We start from the raw sequence: 21676 nt of genomic DNA on the forward strand, positions 1-21676 counted from the left end.
ATTGGCGCTGGACTAAACAAAGGCCCCCTTTTAGGGGGCTCACACAAAGCCACCTTCTTTAGAAGGTGGTAATTTACATTTATCCGACTTGAGTAACATCGCGTTTCATTCTAACTGTTAGATGCCCCTCAACTGATAGCTCAAATGCTGATTTTTACGCAGTAAGGTCTTATCTTATTTTGCGTTTTTGCCAGCTCCGTACCACGGAGTAGCGCCAAAGCCCTCGAATTCCGAAGTAGCCAATAATCGCGGATACAACCCCACAAATTGCGCAGCCCAATAGAAATGGAGGTCCAATGGTGCTCATTTGCTGCATGATGAATTCCCACGATAGTTCAAAGTGAAAAGGTTGCGGGGGAAGACGCATCACTAGAGCACCTAGCTTGTACGCAAAGTAAAATAGCACAGGCATAGTGATAGGATTGCTGATCCATACCAAAGCGACGGAGAGGGGCAGATTGACACCCAACATAATGGCCAAACCAGCGGCCATGATCATTTGGCTCGGCAGCGGAACAAAAGCCATAAATAACCCGACAGCAAAAGCCCCTGATGCCGAGCGGCGGTTTAAGCACCACAAGTTTGGGTTGTACAACACATTGCCGAAGACCTTCAATGCTTTTTGGCGTTTGATCAATTCATGATCTGGCATGAAGCGTTTTATCAGCTTTCTAGGCATAGGACAGCATGACTCTCTCAGAAAAAAGTTGGACCTTGGCGTTATTTGTAGCGAGCGTAATCTCGTCGGCTTGGTGGCCGACAATACCAGATTGGCGTTGGTTGCTGCTGGGAATAATAACCACTGGCTCAATAATCAAATTACGTCGTGGCTTAATTAGCATAGGCGCAATTGCGGGCTTTATGGTTGTCATCGTCCACGGCAATGTATTGGAGTCTCAGAGACAAGCCCTTTTTCAAGCAGGGGAGAATATTACCATAATTGGTAAAGTTGACAGCCCTTTTACGCAAATAAGTCACGGTTATGAAGGTATTGTCGCTATAGAAGCGGTAAATTCTCAAACTCTGTTACCTTTTCTTAAACCTAAAATCCGTCTTATTACGCCTTTTCCACTCGATGTTAACAGTGAGTTTACGACATCCATCTCGTTAAAGCCGATTACAGGTCTACGCAACGAAGCTGGCTTTGATGCTGAAAAGCACGCGATGGGTAAAAATATTATCGCCCGAGCGGTTGTTAACAAAGATGCTAAGTGGATTGTTCGTTCTAATGTATCTCTGCGTCAATCCATTATTGCCGATGTCGCTGATGATGTGTCTTCCCTTCATCATTTCTCGTTAATAAGTGCGTTAGTTTTTGCTGACCGTTCTTGGTTGTCTAAGGAAGATTGGCAAGCGCTCAGGGACAGTGGTTTACTGCATTTGGTCTCCATTTCTGGTTTACATATTGGTATGGCGTTTACTTTTGGGCTAGTCGTGGGCGGTACCGTTCGTTATCTATTACCCCAATACCAGTTGTTACCTAGCTTATATGGGCTGATCTTCGCTGTTGCCTACGCTTGGTTAGCGGATTTCTCTCTGCCTACTACGCGAGCAGTGTCGGTATGCGTTGTTTACGTTCTCCTGAAGTATACTCTGGTGCACTGGACTTCTTGGCGAGTTCTTTTGCTTGCAGTATCTCTACAACTGCTTGTCCAACCTTTTGCATCCTACAGTATGAGCTTTTGGTTATCGTACCTCTCCGTTTGTGCGGTATTGTTCGCAATTAATTTGATTCGACATCAAAGGGGAGGTTGGAAAGCGCGATTAAAAGCGTTATTGCTTACTCAATTGATGTTGAGCGCTTTAATCGTACCTGTTAGTGGCCATTTCTTCTCCGGTTTTAGTTTGTCCTCAATAGCCTACAACTTGGTATTTATTCCTTGGTTCGGATTTATCGTTGTACCTTTGATGTTTCTAGCCCTGTTCTCATCTTTGTTTCTTGAAATGATAGCGAAGCCTCTGTGGCATTTGGTGGACTGGTCATTACAGCCATTGAGCACGTCAATACAGTACGCAGTAGGTTCTTGGCAACCCATTAGCATGGAAATGACAATGCTAGTTATGGTGATAGTGGTTTGCTTAATATTTCAACGGTTCATGTCTCAGTACGCGTGGTATTTGTTACTCGGCATCGTTATTAGTATCAAGCTTGCATCGGAGTATGAACCGCATTGGCGTATCGATGTATTAGATGTAGGTCATGGCCTTGCAGTGGTTGTAGAAAAAGACGACAAGGTGTTGCTGTATGACACTGGTAAAGCATGGCAAAGCGGCAGTATCGCAGAGCAGGTCGTCACTCCGGTTTTGCATCAACGAGGTTATGAAAGCATAGATACACTGATTCTAAGCCATTTCGATAATGATCACGCAGGCGGCCGCTTTTTCATTGAAGATGCCTTTTCTCCACAGCGTAAACTTAGTAGTCAATTCTTTATCGGATATGAGCCTTGCACTAGAGGTGACCAATGGAAATGGCAAGGATTAAACATGGAAGTGCTCTGGCCTCCTGCACTTGTTCAACGTGCGTATAATCCGCACTCCTGTGTATTACGACTTACTGACCCTATTTCTAACTTTAGTATGCTTTTTACTGGTGATATTGAGGCCATTAGCGAGTGGATTTTGCTTAGAGAACCCGGAAAGTTACAAAGCGATGTGGTGCTAGTCCCTCACCACGGGAGTAAAAGTTCATCGAATCCTCGATTTATCGAGGCGGTGAGCCCGAGTGTGGCGGTTGCTTCTTTAGCAAAAAACAATCGATGGGGAATGCCAGCGGAAAGTGTCGTTGCTTCATACCGAAAGCTTGGCATTACTTGGCTTGATACTGGTGAGGGTGGTCAGGTAAGCTTCTTTATTCACCGTGATAATTGGCGCTCAGAAACCAAACGTAGCGATACATTTGAGCCTTGGTATAGGCAGATGCTGCGTAAGGGAGTAGAATGAGAGTCTTAATGTAAGAAAATAAAGCACTTCTATGTCGATAAATACTGATGAAACGACTTGGCAGACGTTTAAGCGTCTATGGCAATTTATTCGCCTTTATAAGTCAGGTCTTGTCGTTGCAGTCATTGCATTAGTTATTAATGCCATATCAGATACCTATATGATTTCCCTACTAAAACCACTACTCGATGAAGGTTTTGGGAACGCTGAATCTGATTTTTTACGCACGCTTCCATTGATTATTTTTGCCATGATGTTCATCCGTGGCATAAGTGGATTTGTCTCCACCTACTGTTTGAGCTGGGTATCTGGCAACGTAGTTATGCAAGTCCGTCGCATGGTGTTCAATCACTTTATGCACATGCCAGTGTCATACTTTGATAAGGAAAAGACGGGCAACTTATTGTCGCGTATAACCTACGACTCAGAGCAAGTATCAGCGGCAACTAGCCAAGCGTTGGTGAGCATTGTCCGTGAAGGTGCAAGTATCATTGGTCTGTTAGTTTTGATGTTTTACAACAGCTGGCAATTGTCGCTAGTGCTGTTTGCTGTTGCTCCCGTTGTGGCATGGGGTATTGGTGTTGTTTCTAAACGTTTTAGAAAAATATCCAAAAATATGCAGACCATGATGGGTAACGTAACTGCATCAGCAGAGCAGATGCTGAAAGGCCATAAAGTTGTGTTGAGCTATGGCGGCCAAGACATCGAACGTCAACGATTTGAAAAAGTCAGCAACCAAATGCGTCAACAAAGCATGAAGTTGGTGACGGCTCAAGCGGCGGCTAACCCTATCATCCAAATGATTGCATCACTTGCAATTGTTGCCGTTCTTTATTTAGCAAGTATTGATTCGATTAAAGAGCAACTGACTCCAGGTACATTTACTGTTGTGTTCTCTGCAATGTTTGGTCTGATGCGCCCACTTAAAGCGCTGACTAACGTTACTTCTCAGTTCCAACGTGGTATGGCCGCGAGCCAAACGCTCTTCGCGTTAATTGACCTCGAGCCTGAGAAAAACGAAGGTAAGTTGACAGTTGAACGCGCAAATGGCGATGTTTCAGTTAAAAATGTAAGCTTTACTTACACTGGTGCAGAAAAACCAGCATTGGAAAATGTCAGCTTCGATATTCCAAGAGGAAAAACGGTGGCGCTAGTTGGCCGTTCTGGCTCAGGTAAAAGTACCATCGCGAACTTGTTCAACCGCTTCTATGATGTTGACAGTGGATCTATCACATTAGATGGGCATGATATTCGTGATTACGAGCTAAAGAATTTACGTCAGCAATTTGCACTAGTATCGCAAAATGTTCATTTGTTTAATGACACGATAGCAAACAATATTGCGTACGCAACGGATGGCCAATACGAGCGCAGTGATATCGAGAAAGCGGCAACACTCGCGCATGCGATGGAGTTCATCGGCAAAATGGATGATGGACTTGATACCATGATTGGTGAAAATGGTGCTAGCTTGTCTGGTGGTCAACGCCAACGTGTTGCGATTGCGCGAGCTCTATTGCGTGATGCTCCAGTGCTGATTCTTGATGAGGCAACTTCGGCTTTGGATACCGAATCCGAGCGAGCTATTCAAGCTGCACTTGATGAGCTGCAAAAAGATAAAACGGTACTTGTAATAGCGCACCGCTTATCCACAATCGAGAAAGCCGATGAAATTCTTGTGGTTGATGATGGTGCCATCATTGAACGTGGCAACCACGCTGAGCTTATTAAGAAAAATGGTGCGTATGCACAATTGCACCGTATTCAGTTTGGTGAATAAGCGCGGTGATTGAAAAAATCTGGTTTGAAAACCATCCAATAAAATACCTCTTGTGGCCGCTTTTGTGGCCACTGAGTTTATTATTTGGAGCGATAAGCAAGTCAAAGCGAAAGCAATACCAAACTGGCCGCAAGCAAGCTTATAATGCGCCTATACCTGTTGTTGTGGTTGGCAATATCACTGCTGGTGGCAATGGTAAAACACCAGTTGTTGTGTGGCTTGTTGAGCAACTACAGCAAATGGGCTTTAAGCCGGGGGTTGTTTCTCGTGGTTATGGGGCAAAGGCTCCTGCCTATCCGTTAGTGCTAAAAGAAGATACGCCAGCGAAGCATTGTGGCGATGAACCTAAGTTGATTCATCGCCGTACAGGAGCACCTGTTGCGGTAGATCCTGTGCGTTCAAATGCAGTGAAAGCACTGCTAGATTTGGATGTGGATATCATAATTACGGATGATGGATTACAACATTATGCGTTAGGCCGTGATATTGAGTTAGTGATTGTGGATGGGAATCGCCGGTTTGGGAATGAAAGCCTGATTCCATTAGGTCCTTTACGTGAAGGTATTGAGCGACTTAAAGAAGTCGACTTTATCATCACCAATGGCGGTCAAGCGCATACGGGCGAAATCGCAATGGCTTTAGCACCCTCTAAAGCTATTAATCTTAAGACTAAGCAACATGTGGATGTCTCGGAGTTGAAAGATCTCGTCGCATTTGCGGGCATTGGGCATCCTCCGCGTTTTTTTCATACACTAAACTCGATGGACGCAGATGTTAAAGTCACAAAAGGTTTTGCTGACCATCAAGACTTTGATCAACAAGAATTAGAAGCATTGGCTCAACAAGGGACCAATGTGATTATGACCGAGAAAGATGCCGTCAAGTGCAGCCATTATGCGCAAGATAATTGGTGGTATCTGCCTGTATCTGCCCAGTTTGAATCAAACGATGCAGAGCAAATTTTAAATAGAATAAAAGAGGTTAAAGCGGCTTATGGATCACCGTCTACTTGAGATTGTAGCTTGCCCTGTTTGCAAAGGTAAGCTGACGTACGATAAAGATAATCAAGAGTTGATCTGCAAATTGGATCGCCTTGCTTACCCGATCAAAGAGGGTATTCCAGTTCTGCTAGAGCCTGAAGCTCGCACTATGAGCATGGATGAGGGACGCTAATGTCTTTTACGGTTGTCATCCCTTCGCGCTACGCATCGAGCCGTTTGCCTGGTAAACCGCTAGCGGATATTGGTGGTAAGCCTATGGTTCAGTGGGTTTATGAACAAGCGCTACAAGCGGGTGCGGAAGATGTCATCGTTGCAACTGATGACGAGCGTGTTGCGAAAGCGGTTTCGTCATTTGGTGGTAAAGTTTGTATGACCTCTCCCCACCACGAATCAGGTACGGAGCGTCTTGCCGAAGTTGTTGAAAAGATGGCTATTCCGTCAGACCACATTATTGTTAATGTGCAAGGGGATGAGCCTTTGATTCCGCCGTCCATCATTCGTCAGGTTGCTGATAACTTATCTGGGTGTGAAGCCCCGATGGCGACGTTAGCTGTAGAAATAGACTCGGAAGAGGAAGTGTTCAACCCGAACGCTGTTAAAGTTGTCGCAGATGAGCAAGGCTATGCGTTGTACTTTAGTCGAGCAACCATCCCTTGGGATCGCGATAGCTTTGCTAAACAAGACAAAACTATTGCCAACCCATTAATGCGTCATATTGGTATTTATGCTTATCGAGCTGGTTTCATTAATACGTATGTCAACTGGGCACCAAGTGCATTAGAGCAGATTGAGTGTCTTGAGCAACTGCGAGTGCTTTGGTACGGTGAAAAAATTCATGTGGCGGTAGCGAAAGAAGCACCAGCGGCAGGGGTTGATACGCCCGAAGACCTAGAAGCCGTGCGCGCGATTGTTGCAAAGCAAGCGTAACAAATGCTCATATAGATTTAAGAATAAACAAGGCTCCTGAATTAGGAGCCTTTTTGTTTTACTTGTATCGCGGTATTAGTTAAATGTTAGTGTCGTATTGGTTCCGTTTAGGGCAGGTTGCTAACACTTCTCGGTGACCGGTGTCTTTCACTTCTTGGAGAATGACATCAAAGCCCCATAATCGGTACACGTGCTTTAGAACTTCTTCGTAACTATCATCAAGTGGGATGCGGTTGTGAGGAACGTACTGCAACGTAAGCGATCTATCACCACGGACATCGACATTAAACACCTGAATGTTTGGCTCAAGATTAGATAAGTTATACTGAGCAGCTAAGGTTTCTCTAATGCGTTTATAACCCATCTCATCGTGTATCGCAGCGACTTCAATAAAGTTCTTATGATCATCATCGTTGATCGCAAACAGCTTGAAATCACGCATTAATTTCGGAGAAAGGTATTGGCTAATAAAGCTTTCATCTTTGAAATTATGCATCGCGAAATGCACTGCATCTAACCAGTCGGTTCCTGCTAGGTCTGGAAACCACTCTTTGTCCTCATCAGTTGGTTCTTCACAGATACGCTTAATATCTCGGAACATGGCAAAGCCTAACGCGTAGGGGTTAATGCCATTAAAGTAAGGACTGTTATAAGGCGGCTGAGCCACGACACTGGTGTGGCTATGTAAGAACTCTAGAATGAACTTTTCAGACACCAAGCCCTCATCATAAAGATGGTTGAGTATGGTGTAGTGCCAGAACGTTGCCCAGCCCTCATTCATAACTTGCGTTTGTTTTTGCGGATAAAAATACTGACTGATCTTACGGACGATCCGAACAACTTCACGTTGCCACGGCTCTAGCAACGGCGCATGTTTTTCGAAGAAGTAGAGCAAGTTTTCCTGAGGCTCGCTTGGGAATCGCTCTTTAATGTCTTCCTCTTTCGTCTTGGCTGTCGGTACCGTGCGCCAAAGCTCATTAACTTGAGATTGTAGGTATGCTTCGCGTTCTTCTTGTCTTGCTTTTTCCTCTGTAATTGAGATTTTCTCTGGACGCTTGTAGCGGTCTACACCAAAGTTCATTAACGCGTGACAAGAGTCGAGCAGTTTTTCCACTTCTTTTACGCCATATCGTTCTTCACACTCGGCTAAATACTTTTTGGCGAACAGCAGATAGTCGATAATAGAGCTGGCGTCAGTCCACGTTTGGAATAGGTAATTACCTTTGAAAAAAGAGTTATGGCCGTAACACGCGTGCGCTATAACGAGTGCTTGCATTGTTACCGTATTTTCTTCCATCAAATAAGCAATACAAGGGTCGGAGTTAATCACAATCTCGTAGGCTAACCCCATTTGACCATGTTTATAGTTCTGCTCTGTTTGAATGAATTTTTTACCAAATGACCAGTGGTTGTAATTGATTGGCATGCCGATACTTGAGTAGGCATCCATCATCTGTTCTGAAGTAATCACTTCTATTTGGTTAGGGTAAGTGTCTAGGCGATAATGCTCCGCGACACGCTTAATTTCTTTGTGGTATCGCTCTAACAGCTCAAATGTCCAATCTGGTCCATCTGGCAACACTTTACTGTTACGCTTTTTAGGCGCCTCTCCTGAGAGGTTTCTCGTTGCGGTATTCATCGCTAGCCTCCTTACGCCGTTTCTTTTTGGAATAGTTCACGAAAGACTGGGAAAATATCCTCCACAGAGCGAATGTTTTTCATTGCGAAATTAGGAAACTCTTCAGTGAGTTTTTCGTACTCATGCCATAGAGTTTGGTGCGATCGCCGCGTGATCTCTATGTAAGAGTAATACTGACAGTTTGGAAGTAATTTGTTCACTAACAGATCCCGGCATCTTGGCGAATCATCTGCCCAGTTGTCACCGTCGGATGCTTGAGCTGCATATATGTTCCACTGACCAATCGGGTATCGCTCTTTTACTATTTCATCCATTAACTTGAGCGCGCTAGATACAATGGTACCCCCGGTTTCTTGTGAGTAGAAAAATTCGTGCTCGTCCACTTCCTTCGCTTGGGTATGGTGGCGGATAAAGACGACTTCGACATTCTCGTAGGTACGAGTTAAGAACAAGTACAAAAGAACATAGAAGCGTTTTGCGATGTCTTTCGTTGCCTGGTCCATCGAACCGGATACGTCCATTAGACAGAACATTACCGCTTGGCTCGATGGTACCGGGCGTTTCTCATAGTTCTTGAAGCGTAAGTCGAAGGTATCGATGAACGGCACGCTTTCGATTTTCTTGCGCAGTTCTTCAATTTCAGCCTTCAAGCGGTTCTCTTCAAACTGCTGAGCAGGTTCAATATTTTTGATGCGAGCAAGTTCGTCTTCTAACTCTTTAAGAAGTCGTTTCTTACCAGCAGTCATTGCAGTACGGCGCGCAAGAGATTGTTGCAGAGAGCGTACTACGGCGATATTGGAAGGGATACCGGCAGTTTGAAAGCCTGCACGGTGCGTTTTCCATTCTGTGATTTTGGCAATTTGGTTTTTTTCTAGATTAGGCAGCTCGAGATCTTCGAACAAAATATCGAGGTACTCATCTTTTGATATTTGGAATACAAATTCGTCTTGGCCTTCTCCATCTGGACTGGCGTTCCCTTCTCCAGAGCCGCTACCTTGACCGCCACCTTTGGGACGCTCAATTTTATCACCAGTAATGAATTGGTCGTTACCGGGATGAACTCGTTCTCGAACACCACCTTTGCCTTGATGAAATATAGGCTCATTGATGTCTTTGTGAGGGATAGAGACGTCTTCGCCCGTTTCCGTATTCGTAATCGAGCGTCGATTCACTGCGTCTGCTACCGACTCTTTTATTTGCTCTTTGTGGCGCTTCAAGAAGCGCTGTCGATTAACAGCGCTCTTGTTCTTGCCATTGAGCCTTCGGTCTATAAATTGCGCCATGAAATAGCCCTCTTCATGTTTCACAAGCGACCTAACTCAATACTGGGTTAGGATGACTTACGTACTCGTAGGTACCACTCAGAAAGTAGGCGAACCTGTTTCTCGGTATAGCCTTTTTCCATCATGCGAGCGACAAAGTCGTCATGCTTCTTCTGATCTTCAGAAGAGGTTTTCGCATTAAATGAGATAACCGGAAGTAGCTCTTCGGTATTGGAGAACATTTTCTTCTCGATTACTGTGCGCAGTTTTTCGTAGCTGGTCCAAACCGGGTTTTGACCATTGTTATTCGCTTTCGCACGAAGCACAAAGTTAACGATTTCGTTTCGGAAATCTTTCGGGTTAGAAATACCAGCTGTTTTTTCGATCTTCTCTAGCTCAGCATTCAGTGAAGAGCGATCAAATAGCTGACCAGTTTCTGGATCTCGGTACTCTTGGTCTTGAATCCAGAAGTCTGCATAGGTGACATATCGGTCGAAGATGTTTTGGCCGTATTCAGAGTAAGACTCAAGATAAGCGGTCTGAATCTCTTTACCGATAAATTCAACGTATCGAGGTACTAGGTAGCCTTTCAAGAACTCGAGATATTTCTCTGCTGTTTCAGCAGGGAACTGTTCGCGCTCAACCTGTTGTTCAATCACATAGAATAGATGTACAGGGTTGGCTGCCACTTCGGTTTGGTCGAAGTTAAATACGCGTGACAAAATCTTAAAGGCAAAACGTGTTGAGAGACCGTTCATGCCTTCATCGACACCAGCATAATCACGATACTCTTGATAGCTTTTTGCCTTTGGATCCGTATCTTTCAGCGTTTCACCGTCGTATACGCGCATCTTAGAGAAGATGGACGAGTTTTCAGGCTCTTTAAGTCGAGAAAGAATACTGAATTGTGCCAGAGTCTCGAGCGTGCTTGGTGAACAAGGGGCTTGAGACAACTCACTGTTTTCGAGAAGTTTTTGGTAGATTTTGACTTCTTCTGAAACACGTAGACAGTAAGGTACTTTCACAATATAAACACGGTCCAAGAACGCTTCATTGTTCTTGTTGTTACGGAAGGTCTGCCACTCAGATTCGTTTGAGTGAGCCAGAATCATACCGTCGAATGGAATCGCAGAAAGGCCTTCTGTACCGTTGAAGTTGCCTTCTTGCGTTGCTGTTAACAGCGGGTGAAGCACTTTGATTGGTGCTTTGAACATCTCAACGAATTCCATTAAACCTTGGTTTGCTTTACACAGCGCACCGGAGTAGCTGTAAGCGTCTGGATCGTCTTGCGAATAGTGTTCAAGCTTACGAATATCGACTTTACCAACCAATGATGAGATATCTTGGTTGTTTTCATCGCCTGGTTCAGTTTTGGCAATACCGATTTGGTCAAGGATAGAAGGGCGTACTTTCACTACTTTAAATTTGGTGATATCACCACCAAACTCGTGAAGACGTTTAGCGGCCCAAGGAGACATGATCGAGCGAAGATAACGGTGCTCGATGCCATATTCTTTTTTCAAAATATCGCCATCTTCTGTGGCTTTGAATAGGCAGAATGGATGGTCATTCACTGGGCTGCGTTCGCCGTTAGCAGTAAGAACATAAATAGGCATCTGTTCCATCAGAGCCTTAAGCTTTTCTGCAAGCGAAGACTTACCGCCACCTACAGGGCCGAGTAAGTAAAGAATCTGCTTACGCTCTTCTAGGCCTTGCGCCGCATGTTTTAGGTAAGACACAATTTGTTCTATGGCATCTTCCATGCCATAAAAGTCTTTAAAGGTTTCATAACGAGAGATAACACGATTCGAGAAGATTCGGCTTAGTCTCGGATCCTTTGCCGTATCGATTATCTCTGGTTCACCAATCGCCATCAGTAGGCGTTCTGCTGCATTAGCATAAGCGCTTTTGTCATCTTTACACAGGGCTAAAAACTCCTGTAACGACATCTCTTCATCTTTTGCAGCTTCATATCTTGATTGATAGTGGTCGAAAATACTCATGTCGCTTTCCCCTTTAATAGTCAGTCTACCGACGAACGTTGATTCAGGCTTTCCACCAACAGTTATGCTCGTTGTTGTTTGAATATACGTCCTGTTATCACATTTGGTTCGTACAGAATGTAAGATTGGCGACACCAAAGACTTTGCTTTATGGACGGTTTTTTCGTTACAACGGTGAGCGGTGGATATGAATTTTTCAATCACAGCCTTTCTCTACTTAAGCCTAGTCGGGGATTTGCAATTTTGCTTAACAATTATGAATTTATTGTAAAAGTGACATTTGAATCACTCTTTTATTAAGGACGAATTTATGTCGTGAATAGGTGCAATAGAAATCAAATATTTGGCAAAGACAGAAGAGTCTCAGTGATTCGTTGTTCTACATTGAGCAAGGTAAGTGAAAGAGGTAGGAAGAGAGCAAAGTCTTAGATAAGTTTGTGACAGGGTAAATAACAAGGAGAGCGGGCGCTCTCCTCATTCTTAGACGACCATTTTATGCGCTGAAGATTTGCGCTAGTTCGTTTTCACATAAATGATACTGACGAGGGCAGTTACGCCAAGTTTGCAGCATACGGCGGTATTTATCTAGCATCGGCATTTGGCTGTTAAAGTGATGATCTGCCTTGTCAAACTGAGGGTACAAACCTTCAGAATCGATGAGAAAACGTACGTAATGTACTTGTTGCGCTTCTGAAGCGATATCAAATCCCAAGAACTTCAAGCGGCGCTGATCTACGTTGCTGCGGTCTTCATCGTCTAGCATGTTGTAAGATTCTTGCATCGCATGATACATCTCCATAACGTCGATGATCTCACGACATTCTGCTTCTGAGAGGCAGCCGAAATCTTTGTTCAACTCTCGCATTTGTAGTTCATAACCACGTTCAACGATCGTTTGTAAGCGTTTGTATTTGGCCGCATTACTTGGATCAAGTTGAGACATAAGGTTGTATTGGTTTGATAGAATCAAACGTTGAGCGTTTGACATTTCCATGGTGACCTCACTAGATATCTAATACATTTTTAATGTGCTTAGGTTAACGCTTAAGACATGAGTGAAACATGATCTCAACACATATTTAATACTAAAAAATGGCAAGAACTGTCACTTTTGACCAGTTTGAAAACACTTATTTATGGTAATGATTGTATATGTAGTCTCGGTCTGAAAATACTCTCAGCCACTCTGGCTTGAATACGGTTAAAACCGCCAGTGCCATACCATTTAATAGACCTTCTGGAAAGGCGAGCAACGGCACAAAAACAAAGTAGTTATGTTGAATGGTTTCCCAATCGTAGTGACCAACTGATAGGTGATAAAAAGAGTTAATGATGAGGTGCAGACTTCCTGTTATCGCGCCATTGAAAAATCCAGCAACGAAGATGAAAACAAAAATGTTTCGTGGCAAGTAGTGGTAACTCAGAAGAAACACTAAGTAACTAATGAAAATCGGAATTAGGGCAGATAGAACTAACGACGTGGGTAAGAGTAGCAAGGACACATCATGTAGTAGGTGGTTGACCAACATAGCGGGAATGCTGAGTATAAATGCCATGCGCCAACCATACATCATCGTCAGCGTTGTTAGTGCAAGAAAATGAATCTGTAATCCTTCTTTTACACCTGCTTGAGCGGCCCATAAAATACTGAAAAAGAAGAGCGTTGCAAAAACGAGGTGCTGAAATCCTTTTTCTTTTTCCAGTTTGGGCCAAACGACTTTTTTCCAATCTGGTAGGCAGTAGACTACTACTATCCAAATTGAGACAACAAGAGAGCCTAAGTTAAACAAATCCATGTTACTTCCTTCCTATGCGAACATGACGCAATCATTTCTATCGTTCTTTTTATACCTAAATGACCGCAGAGAAACTCACTGATAAGGCTTAGATATAATCAAAAAAATACCAGCAATAAGCTGGTATTTTAAAGAGGTTAGTCTTGCGGTTCACTTAGTATTTTACGTTATCGTTGTATTGAGCAAGAATGGATTGAATTTCATCCATGGTTTCTTTCGGTGGCGGGTTTACGCCTTCGAGTGGGTATTCTAAGCCTAACGCTTCCCACTTATGAGCCCCTAATTTGTGGTAAGGAAGTAACTCGACCTTTTCGATGTTATCCATGTCTTTAATAAATTCACCAAGCATGTGTGCTGCTTCTGGGTCATCTGTGTAACCAGGCACGACGACATAGCGAATCCATGTTTTCTTTCCGATTTTTTGCAAGTAACGAGCAAAGTCCAATGTGCGTCGGTTGGATACACCGATGAGATCTTGGTGCACTTCGTCTTTCATGTGTTTGATGTCAAGCATGACTAAGTCTGTTGCATCCAGTACTTCATCGATAACATCAGTGTGCTTACGAACATAACCGTTAGTATCTAGACATGTATGAATGCCTTCGGTTTTAGCTGCGCGGAAAAAATCACGTACGAATTCCGGTTGAAGCATCGCTTCGCCGCCAGAACAAGTAACGCCACCACCTGATGCATTCATGAAGTGGCGGTAACTTTTCGCTTCGGAAATGATTTCTTCAACCGTGACTTCTTTGCCATCATGCGTGTCCCAAGTATCGCGGTTATGGCAATACTTACAGCGCATTAAACAACCTTGCAAGAAGACGATAAATCGAATACCAGGTCCGTCTACGGTACCACATGACTCAAATGAGTGAATACGACCAGCTGTTGACATCTTTTGCTCTCATTACTAGTAAATTCTAGCTGTTATTTTATTACAAAAAGCAGGGTTAAAACAGCTTTGTCGGTACTAAAGGCAAGGTTATTTGAAGAAAGAAAATAGATGGAGCCAATCTACATAAACGCTTGAACACGAGGTGGTTAATACCTACCCCGAGAACTTGCCGTGTATCTAGATTGACTTCGATGCTGGGATAATCCAGTTTTTAGAAAAAGGCGAACACGGAGAACGAGCCTGTCCCATAAACATCGGTTTGGGCTTCTTCATAATCCGGTGTTTTAATTGTAAAGGTGATGCTTGCACCGTAATTTTGGTTGTACCAAGATACCCCCGCGACGGCACTTGCTTGCCAATTTTGCAGTGTGACGTCGTATGGCGCTGACGGTTCAGGAATGCCAGGACGATCTCCTTCGATAGTCATGTCATTAAAGCGGTAACGACCTTCAAACCCGGTGAATAAGAACCAACTCGACGTGTTCTGAGCGATCATACTTGCTGAGAAAGGGCTTTCGACACTGATATTGGCGGCTCCGATGCTATTCGCTAGGTTTGTACCCCAACGAAACATGACGCCTTGAGAGACATCACTACGGAAGTTACCCGCATTGATGTCGTTAATGTTGGTGATCTCCCATTGTGTTTTTTGTTCTTCGCTGCGCATCAATTTGTTAAATACGCGGTAACCAAGGCTGAACGCCACTTTATCTTCAATCTGGTAATCCCAACCTTGAGGGTCCGTCGATCCTGTTATGCCGTGAACGATTTCTTGCGCCTTTTCTGATAGCGAACTTTCACCCGTAGTTCCTATGGTGAAATTGTACCGTACAGCTTTGTCACTCGTTAGGGAAAGGTAGTTGATTTCGGTGTGTAGGTAACCGGCATATGGGCGATCATTGATTAGTGGATAATCGGCTTCAATGTCGCTTGGAGTCCACATCTTGTGGCCAAGAACAAACTCTATTTTATCGATATTGGCGTGCTCTGAGTTAGCTAGACTCAGCCATTTCCATTGGCTTTCTTGTGTCAGTTGGTCTGTCGCGTAAGAAAGGAAAACACCATTCGTATAGTCTTGATCGACGCCAAAAATACCATCGTTGTCGATGGTAAAAGAAACCGTAGACTTAGTGGATGCTATTGCAACTGGAGAAAGAAGGGTAAGAATAATTAATTTACTAAATCTCATAGACTTTATTTGCTAACTTTTTTCGCATCATACGTAAGAATGCGGGCAAAAGTCTTTCGCGATATCACAACTTTCATTCAAGAAATAAAAAAAGGCTGATGCTACTTAGCATCAGCCTTTGTTGTATTACTAGAACGTTATTTCGCTATAGTCTTATAGAGACTCAGTGAATGTACGCGCGATTACGTCAGCTTGTTGCTCTGCAGTTAGAGAGTTGAAGCGAACAGCGTAACCAGATACACGGATTGTTAGCTGAGGGTATTTCTCTGGGTGCTTAACTGCGTCTTCTAGAGTTTCACGGTTAAGAACGTTCACGTTTAGGTGTTGACCACCTTCGATACCCGCTTCGTGGTGGAAGTAACCATCCATAAGACCAGCAAGGTTAGCGCGTTGTGAACCCTCATCTTTACCTAGTGCGTTAGGTACGATAGAGAATGTGTAAGAGATACCATCTTGTGCGTCAGCAAACGGCAGTTTAGCAACTGAAGTTAGTGATGCTACAGCACCTTTCTCGTCACGACCGTGCATTGGGTTTGCACCTGGAGCAAATGGAGCACCAGCACGACGACCGTCAGGCGTGTTACCAGTTTTCTTACCGTAAACCACGTTTGAAGTGATAGTAAGAATTGACTGAGTAGGGATTGCATCACGGTAAGTCTTAAGCTTACGGATTTTGCCCATAAATACAGAAACAAGTTCACATGCAATGTCATCAACGCGTGGGTCGTTGTTACCGAATTTAGGGTAATCGCCTTCGATTTCGAAGTCGATTGCTAGACCGTCTTCGTCACGAATTGGCTTAACTTTTGCGTATTTAATTGCAGATAGTGAGTCAGCCGCAACAGATAGACCAGCAATACCACAAGCCATAGTACGTTTAACGTCACGGTCGTGTAGAGCCATTAGTGCCGCTTCGTAGCTGTACTTATCGTGCATGAAGTGGATAGCGTTTAGTGCAGTCACATATTGTTTCGCTAGCCAATCCATGAAGTGGTCCATTTTCTCCCACAGTTCATCGTAGTTAAGAACATCGCCTTCGATCTTAGGCATTTGCGGGCCAACTTGGATTTTTAGCTTCTCATCCACACCACCGTTGATGGTGTAAAGCATTGTTTTCGCAAGGTTCGCACGAGCACCGAAGAACTGCATTTGCTTACCAACAACCATTGGAGATACACAACATGCGATCGCGTAGTCGTCAGAGTTCATGTCTGGACGCATTAGGTCGTCATTTTCGTACTGAATAGAAGAAGTATCGATAGATACTTTCGCACAGAACTTCTTGAAGCCTTCAGGTAGTTGCTCAGACCAAAGAACAGTGATGTTTGGCTCTGGAGAAGGACCCATAGTGTATAGTGAGTTTAGGAAACGGAAGTTTGTACGAGTAACTAGCGTACGACCGTCAAGACCCATACCACCCATAGACTCAGTTGCCCAGATAGGGTCGCCAGAGAATAGATCATCGTACTCAGGAGTACGTAGGAAACGAACCATACGTAGTTTCATTACGAAGTGGTCGATCATTTCCTGAGCTTGTTCTTCAGTTAGCTTACCAGCCGCGATATCACGTTCGATGAAGATGTCTAGGAACGTAGAAGTACGACCTAGAGACATAGCCGCACCGTTTTGAGATTTAACAGCAGCTAGGTAACCGAAGTAAGTCCACTGAATAGCTTCTTGCGCAGTTTCAGCAGGACGAGAAATATCACAACCGTATTTTGCAGCCATTTCTTTGATTTGACCTAGAGCACGGTGTTGCTCTGCGATCTCTTCACGAAGCTGCATTGTCATTTGTAGGTCTTCGCCGTTCTCAAAACGCTCTTGTAGAGAAGAGAACTGCGCGAATTTATCCTTCATTAGGAAGTCAATACCGTATAGAGCAACACGACGGTAGTCACCGATGATACGACCACGACCGTATGCATCTGGAAGACCAGTCAGTACGCCAGATTTACGACACGCCATGATTTGAGGAGTGTAGATATCGAAAACGCCTTGGTTGTGAGTTTTACGGTATTCTGTGTAGATTTTTTTAACTTGTGGGTCTAGCTCGCGGTCGTAGGCTTTGCATGAACCTTCAACCATGCGGATACCACCGTTAGGGATGATCGCACGTTTTAGAGGAGCGTCAGTTTGAAGACCTACGATAGTTTCTAGGTCTTTTTCGATGTAGCCTGCATCGTGAGCAGTGATGGTAGAGATAACTGAAGTATCAAAATCAACAGGAGCGTGAGTCGCGTTCTCTTGTTTGATGCCTTCCATTACCTTAGCCCAAAGCTTGTTAGTCGCTTCAGTACCTTCAGAAACTAGGAAAGATTCGTCGCCTTCGTACGGAGTGTAGTTCTTCTGAATGAAATCACGAACGTTTACTTCGTTTTGCCAGTCGCCTGCAGCAAAACCTTCCCAAGCTTTAGCAAATTGCTCTGCCATGACATACCTACCTTTTTAGTAGAAAAAAATACGTACTGCTTCGCCGTTGAGCCAGCTATCCCCAGATAAAAGAGGGGAACAGTACACTCTTATGAATAACAATATTTATAGTCTTAAATTTACGTATTCGATTTACAAAACTATAAATATTGTCACTAGTTTTAACGTTTCTCTTTTTAAGCAACAGTTAGAGGTTAAACTAAAATTTTTTTGCAAACCTTAAACTAAATCAATAAATCCTCAAAAATCTCGATAAAAATGGGGTAGCGACGAGCGCTACCCACAAATTTCTGGACTGCTAGCTTATAGCCAAGCTTGGATGCCATACTGGTCTTCAAGCATACCAACTGCAAGCATAGCAACTAAACAGATAACAAGTACGCTTACTGGGATCACAATCTTGTCTACAAATGATAGGCGAGACGCGCGCTCTTTATCTCCAATTAAACCGTTGTTATCTAAAAGCATAGTTAATGCCCAAGCTAGAACTGGGTTAACAACGGCAGAGCCAAAGATACAAATGCCTGCTGCTTGTGAGTCTTTCGAGTCCTTCACCATCTGCATGCCAGCTTCAAGCAGTGGTAGAGATACACCAACGAGAAGAGCAACGCGCATAACTGGAGGCCATACTGCAACGTCCATAGGAAAACCAAGGATTGCAACAATAATACATAGAGAGCCTAGTAAGATGGCACCAGCAGGAATAGGGCGTTTCGCGATTGCAGCAGGGATCATGTAAGTCCCCCAAGATGATGTGATGTTACCACCACCCACTGCAGTACCGACCATTTGGCGAACGGAACACATTGTCATTGTGTCATCAACGTCCATCAGCACTTTCTCACTCTTACGTGGGTAGTTCATCTCTTGGAAGATACGGTGACCCAAGAAGTCAGGTGACCACATTGCTACCGCAAGAATGGCGAATGGTAGTGAAGCGATGAAGTGTTCCATATTAGGAAGACCAAGCATCCAACCTTCTTCTGTTGAACCCCACCAGTAGATTGGATTTAGGTTTGGAAGGCCTGTCTCGGTTACGAATTTAATATCGAAGCCTGCGCCAAGAGCAAGTGCGATTGCAAGCCCAGTGAAGGCACAAACAGGGATCGCTAGCCAGCGTTTGTTCACTTTAGCAAGGAACGCGTATAAGCCAATGGTAACCGCAAGAACAATTAGACCGATGTAACCCATGCTACCAGCGGCAACCGTATCGGATTGCAAACCAACAGCCCAAGCTTGAATAGAGTTAATTTGGCTCATGGTTCCGGTTAAACCTAAGAAAATAAGAAGGCCACCAGCCGTACCTTCAGAGGTGAGGTTAACCAGTTTTGACCCACCTTTTAAGAGGCTCAAAATTAAACCAAACACACCAATGAGAATTGCTAATGCAAGAGGGTGAGCACCAGCAAGAGCGATGGTACCAATAAGAGGGATCATTGGGCCGTGGTTGCCTGCTAGGTTGGCTTTAGGGTTAATAAAACCAGAGGCAAGTACACAGAAAAGAAGTGCAGGGATGAGCATTTCTACACGCGCAACTTCGATAGCAAAGTCCTTGCCTAAGTTTACGTGGTCCCATGCTGCAGTAAGACCTTCAGCCCAAGACATCATTACCGCAGAGTACATTGCGATAATACCGATAGTACCAGCAAGTGCTGGAACAAGGTCTTCAAGCTCAAAGCGGAAGTCACGACCTGGCAAGTTCAAGCCAAAACGACGTGGCTTCATAATTTGTAGTTCGTGGTCTAGGTAGTCTGAACGGCTTGCGAACTCAGATGCTGGACGATGAAGCTCACGGTAGCTCTTGGTCTCGATATCTGAATCAGAGTGCGTTTTGTTAACTGCGTCTGACATAGATTCCTCATATATTTAAAAGTTATGAATTCTTCATTCAATTGTGTTAATCCGCATCCTGCGGCACGCTTATGCTAGCTATTGTTAGATTTGTTACACGTCGACACTGTGCCTAAGCATAGCTAATAACTTATTGTGTTGAGGCGCAAAAAAAGCCTCATCTTTTGGCAGGAGTCTAGCAAGATAGCCATTTAGGGTGATTGATTTAGATCACTTTAAGAATGGTTGTGAAATAAAACTACAGAAAGTTTCTGGCATGCGAATGAGATGCGGAGATCTTGTGTAATTTCATTACACAAGTTGCATAAAATTAGAACTTTTTGTCCTTTTGCACGAGATGCAGATTAAATGTCAATATTCACGATGATTATATAAAGCTGGCTTTATTCTTGCTTTGGACAGAGCAAAGACAATTTTTTGGCTAATCATTGCCGCTCAGTTTAGGAAAAAGACATGAAACAGCTTAAAGTACTGCCACTAGTGGCAATCATCTCAGGGTTAATGGTCGGTTGCGGCGGCGGTGGCGGCGGTGGCGGCGGTGGCGGTGGTGCAGCGCCGAAAACTGCGTTTACTTTTGATTTTGCTATACCAGCAACAATGACTGAAAGTGAAGCAACTACGAAAGGTTGTACTGTATATGACCACAAAACTGAGCTGAACGGCGATAAAACGGTTTTAACCTATAGTGCAGCGTCAAAAGAGCAAGTGACCAACTATGTTATCGGTTACTACTCTGATGCCGATGGCAAAAGATCCGGAGACATTATCAAACCTACCACTGATAACTTTAAGTTTTATCTTGAAGATATCCCTGACGGCGGCTTTGTAACGTTTCAAGCAATAGAATTTAACGGCAAAGAAGCTCGCGTAAACACGTTTTCAAAAGAGTTCTTGCAAGATAAGAAACTACGTAATGCTACTTTTGCACTAAACCGAGACTCTTTGAACAAATGCTTTACTGGCGGTAACTTAGCAAGCAATAAGTTTACTAACTTAGATTACCGAAACGCTGAATCAGGTGGCGGAGATTACAACTTTGTCTCGCAAACCGATATTTTCACGTCTCCGAACCCTGATATGTTGCCTACTGATGAACTGATGGGGCTTAAAGGTGAACCAACGGCATTGTTTCAGTATGAATCAGGTTCAAGCGACAAAGCGCTTTACCAATATGGTATTGGTTCGTGGGGAACTGGTGAGATAGCCTTAGTTAGAGCGGATAATACGTCAAACATTTATTCGTCTTCTGACTATACTTACGACTCGCTCAACATTGGCTTTGTTACTAACGGCTTTGCATATGACGCGTTGAAGCTGGATAAAACGGCCGTTGAATATAATCGCCCTAGTGCAACGAATAAAGAAACTTGGGTATACATGGCGTTCTCAGAGAATCAAGTTAATGGTTGGGAGTCTCTACTTAACGAAACGATCTCTGACGGATGGGATATTGACGTTGATCCGAGTGCTTACTTAAATATTGATAACCTGCCGAACACAAAACCAAGTGTATCAACGCAAGGAAGTGCAGAGTCCGTGATTGATCTGGACATGGGCTTAACATCGTCTACTGAAGGCTTTACTCGTGTCGCTTACTTTGCAACTTCAGGCGACTACAGAGTCACACATCGCATTTTCACAACAAGTGATAGTGATTCTGTTGTTGTTCCAGAATTGCATTACTACAACTTCCCAACATCGGCCGTTAACGGTTTGAAGGTTTCAGCTTCGGACGATTTTAATCGCACTGCTTTAGTAGTGAATGAAGATAGTAATATTGATTCTAAAGTTTTCATGAGCTTCTTCTCCAATGGTGAAGCGTCAGAGCCTGAACTAGATGAAGACCTAGATGGCATCATTACTTCTGAAAAAGAAGGCTTAGAAAATGAGGTGACATTACGTACTTCAAACTCGTTGGTAGTCAGTCGTTTTAATTAATTCATTGCGACCTCGAATAGGT

General features: G+C 43.9%; 16 protein-coding genes. 6 read left to right on the forward strand and 10 right to left on the reverse strand.

Translation table 11 applies throughout. The features are described from left to right. Positions 1 to 169 precede the first annotated feature (169 nt). Positions 170 to 679, reverse strand: coding sequence for a DUF2062 domain-containing protein (locus tag R8O11_RS06180; protein ID WP_005387834.1), 510 nt, complete (start codon positions 677 to 679; stop codon positions 170 to 172). Between the two features lie 8 nt (positions 680 to 687). Between R8O11_RS06180 and R8O11_RS06185 the strand changes: the two genes are divergently transcribed. From R8O11_RS06185 to kdsB, 5 genes are read left to right on the forward strand one after another with little or no spacing between them, the layout of a single operon-like run. After that, on the forward strand, positions 688 to 2943 hold the full coding sequence (locus tag R8O11_RS06185; protein ID WP_213915678.1) for a DNA internalization-related competence protein ComEC/Rec2: 2256 nt from the start codon (positions 688 to 690) through the stop codon (positions 2941 to 2943). Between the two features lie 31 nt (positions 2944 to 2974). Then, positions 2975 to 4723, forward strand: coding sequence for a lipid A ABC transporter ATP-binding protein/permease MsbA (msbA, locus tag R8O11_RS06190; protein ID WP_017820018.1), 1749 nt, complete (start codon positions 2975 to 2977; stop codon positions 4721 to 4723). A gap of 5 nt (positions 4724 to 4728) precedes the next feature. Next, the gene (gene lpxK / locus R8O11_RS06195; RefSeq protein ID WP_065274294.1) at positions 4729 to 5736 is read left to right on the forward strand and encodes a tetraacyldisaccharide 4'-kinase; all 1008 of its coding nucleotides are present in this window, start codon (positions 4729 to 4731) and stop codon (positions 5734 to 5736) included. After that, positions 5717 to 5896, forward strand: a complete 180-nt coding sequence (locus R8O11_RS06200) for a Trm112 family protein (RefSeq protein WP_005378451.1) — start codon at positions 5717 to 5719, stop codon at positions 5894 to 5896. Before lpxK ends, R8O11_RS06200 begins: the two co-directional genes overlap by 20 nt. Further along, positions 5896 to 6651, forward strand: coding sequence for a 3-deoxy-manno-octulosonate cytidylyltransferase (gene kdsB, locus R8O11_RS06205; protein ID WP_054575460.1), 756 nt, complete (start codon positions 5896 to 5898; stop codon positions 6649 to 6651). The genes R8O11_RS06200 and kdsB overlap by 1 nt, the downstream gene beginning before the upstream one ends. 79 nt (positions 6652 to 6730) lie before the next feature. Here kdsB and R8O11_RS06210 read toward each other — a convergent pair whose 3' ends face one another. The 9 genes from R8O11_RS06210 to R8O11_RS06250 all read right to left on the reverse strand — a co-directional run bounded on the left by R8O11_RS06210 (position 6731) and on the right by R8O11_RS06250 (position 19716). Beyond that, complete coding sequence (locus tag R8O11_RS06210) at positions 6731 to 8290, reverse strand: SpoVR family protein (protein WP_005378449.1); 1560 nt, start codon at positions 8288 to 8290, stop codon at positions 6731 to 6733. An 11-nt stretch (positions 8291 to 8301) separates the two neighbouring features. Further along, a complete protein-coding gene (locus R8O11_RS06215) occupies positions 8302 to 9573 on the reverse strand; it encodes a YeaH/YhbH family protein (RefSeq protein WP_005378448.1) in 1272 nt (423 codons plus the stop codon). A 47-nt stretch (positions 9574 to 9620) separates the two neighbouring features. After that, positions 9621 to 11555: a PrkA family serine protein kinase gene (locus R8O11_RS06220; protein WP_005378447.1), complete on the reverse strand. Its 1935-nt coding sequence runs from the start codon at positions 11553 to 11555 to the stop codon at positions 9621 to 9623. A gap of 493 nt (positions 11556 to 12048) precedes the next feature. Beyond that, entirely contained in the window at positions 12049 to 12549 is a 501-nt protein-coding gene (locus R8O11_RS06225) for a YfbU family protein (protein WP_005378446.1), read from the reverse strand. 136 nt (positions 12550 to 12685) lie between these two features. Then, the gene (locus R8O11_RS06230; RefSeq protein ID WP_104978939.1) at positions 12686 to 13351 is read right to left on the reverse strand and encodes an energy-coupling factor ABC transporter permease; all 666 of its coding nucleotides are present in this window, start codon (positions 13349 to 13351) and stop codon (positions 12686 to 12688) included. A gap of 154 nt (positions 13352 to 13505) precedes the next feature. Next, the gene (pflA, locus tag R8O11_RS06235) at positions 13506 to 14246 is read right to left on the reverse strand and encodes a pyruvate formate lyase 1-activating protein (protein WP_005387854.1); all 741 of its coding nucleotides are present in this window, start codon (positions 14244 to 14246) and stop codon (positions 13506 to 13508) included. A gap of 211 nt (positions 14247 to 14457) precedes the next feature. Then, positions 14458 to 15435 (reverse strand): lipid A deacylase LpxR family protein, encoded by a 978-nt coding sequence (locus R8O11_RS06240; RefSeq protein WP_318193998.1) that lies wholly within the window; start codon positions 15433 to 15435, stop codon positions 14458 to 14460. A 153-nt stretch (positions 15436 to 15588) separates the two neighbouring features. Further along, entirely contained in the window at positions 15589 to 17865 is a 2277-nt protein-coding gene (pflB, locus tag R8O11_RS06245) for a formate C-acetyltransferase (protein WP_005378442.1), read from the reverse strand. Between the two features lie 303 nt (positions 17866 to 18168). Continuing rightward, positions 18169 to 19716: a DUF3360 domain-containing protein gene (locus R8O11_RS06250; protein ID WP_262589027.1), complete on the reverse strand. Its 1548-nt coding sequence runs from the start codon at positions 19714 to 19716 to the stop codon at positions 18169 to 18171. A gap of 453 nt (positions 19717 to 20169) precedes the next feature. Between R8O11_RS06250 and R8O11_RS06255 the strand changes: the two genes are divergently transcribed. Continuing rightward, complete coding sequence (locus R8O11_RS06255) at positions 20170 to 21654, forward strand: 54K polar flagellar sheath protein A (RefSeq protein ID WP_318193999.1); 1485 nt, start codon at positions 20170 to 20172, stop codon at positions 21652 to 21654. The last annotated feature ends 22 nt before the right edge of the window (positions 21655 to 21676 follow it).

The sequence above is a fragment of the Vibrio sp. 1288 genome (assembly GCF_033344475.1).

What these genes read in the sequence shown, in the direction of transcription:
- R8O11_RS06215 (WP_005378448.1), bottom strand. Translation starts at nt 9,573, where the DNA reads ATGGCGCAATTTATAGACCGAAGGCTCAATGGCAAGAACAAGAGCGCT.
- R8O11_RS06220 (WP_005378447.1), bottom strand. Translation starts at nt 11,555, where the DNA reads ATGAGTATTTTCGACCACTATCAATCAAGATATGAAGCTGCAAAAGAT.
- msbA (WP_017820018.1), top strand. Translation starts at nt 2,975, where the DNA reads ATGTCGATAAATACTGATGAAACGACTTGGCAGACGTTTAAGCGTCTA.
- R8O11_RS06210 (WP_005378449.1), bottom strand. Translation starts at nt 8,290, where the DNA reads ATGAATACCGCAACGAGAAACCTCTCAGGAGAGGCGCCTAAAAAGCGT.
- R8O11_RS06200 (WP_005378451.1), top strand. Translation starts at nt 5,717, where the DNA reads ATGGATCACCGTCTACTTGAGATTGTAGCTTGCCCTGTTTGCAAAGGT.
- kdsB (WP_054575460.1), top strand. Translation starts at nt 5,896, where the DNA reads ATGTCTTTTACGGTTGTCATCCCTTCGCGCTACGCATCGAGCCGTTTG.
- R8O11_RS06255 (WP_318193999.1), top strand. Translation starts at nt 20,170, where the DNA reads ATGAAACAGCTTAAAGTACTGCCACTAGTGGCAATCATCTCAGGGTTA.
- R8O11_RS06250 (WP_262589027.1), bottom strand. Translation starts at nt 19,716, where the DNA reads ATGTCAGACGCAGTTAACAAAACGCACTCTGATTCAGATATCGAGACC.
- R8O11_RS06240 (WP_318193998.1), bottom strand. Translation starts at nt 15,435, where the DNA reads ATGAGATTTAGTAAATTAATTATTCTTACCCTTCTTTCTCCAGTTGCA.
- R8O11_RS06230 (WP_104978939.1), bottom strand. Translation starts at nt 13,351, where the DNA reads ATGGATTTGTTTAACTTAGGCTCTCTTGTTGTCTCAATTTGGATAGTA.
- R8O11_RS06185 (WP_213915678.1), top strand. Translation starts at nt 688, where the DNA reads ATGACTCTCTCAGAAAAAAGTTGGACCTTGGCGTTATTTGTAGCGAGC.
- R8O11_RS06180 (WP_005387834.1), bottom strand. Translation starts at nt 679, where the DNA reads ATGCCTAGAAAGCTGATAAAACGCTTCATGCCAGATCATGAATTGATC.
- pflB (WP_005378442.1), bottom strand. Translation starts at nt 17,865, where the DNA reads ATGGCAGAGCAATTTGCTAAAGCTTGGGAAGGTTTTGCTGCAGGCGAC.
- R8O11_RS06225 (WP_005378446.1), bottom strand. Translation starts at nt 12,549, where the DNA reads ATGGAAATGTCAAACGCTCAACGTTTGATTCTATCAAACCAATACAAC.
- pflA (WP_005387854.1), bottom strand. Translation starts at nt 14,246, where the DNA reads ATGTCAACAGCTGGTCGTATTCACTCATTTGAGTCATGTGGTACCGTA.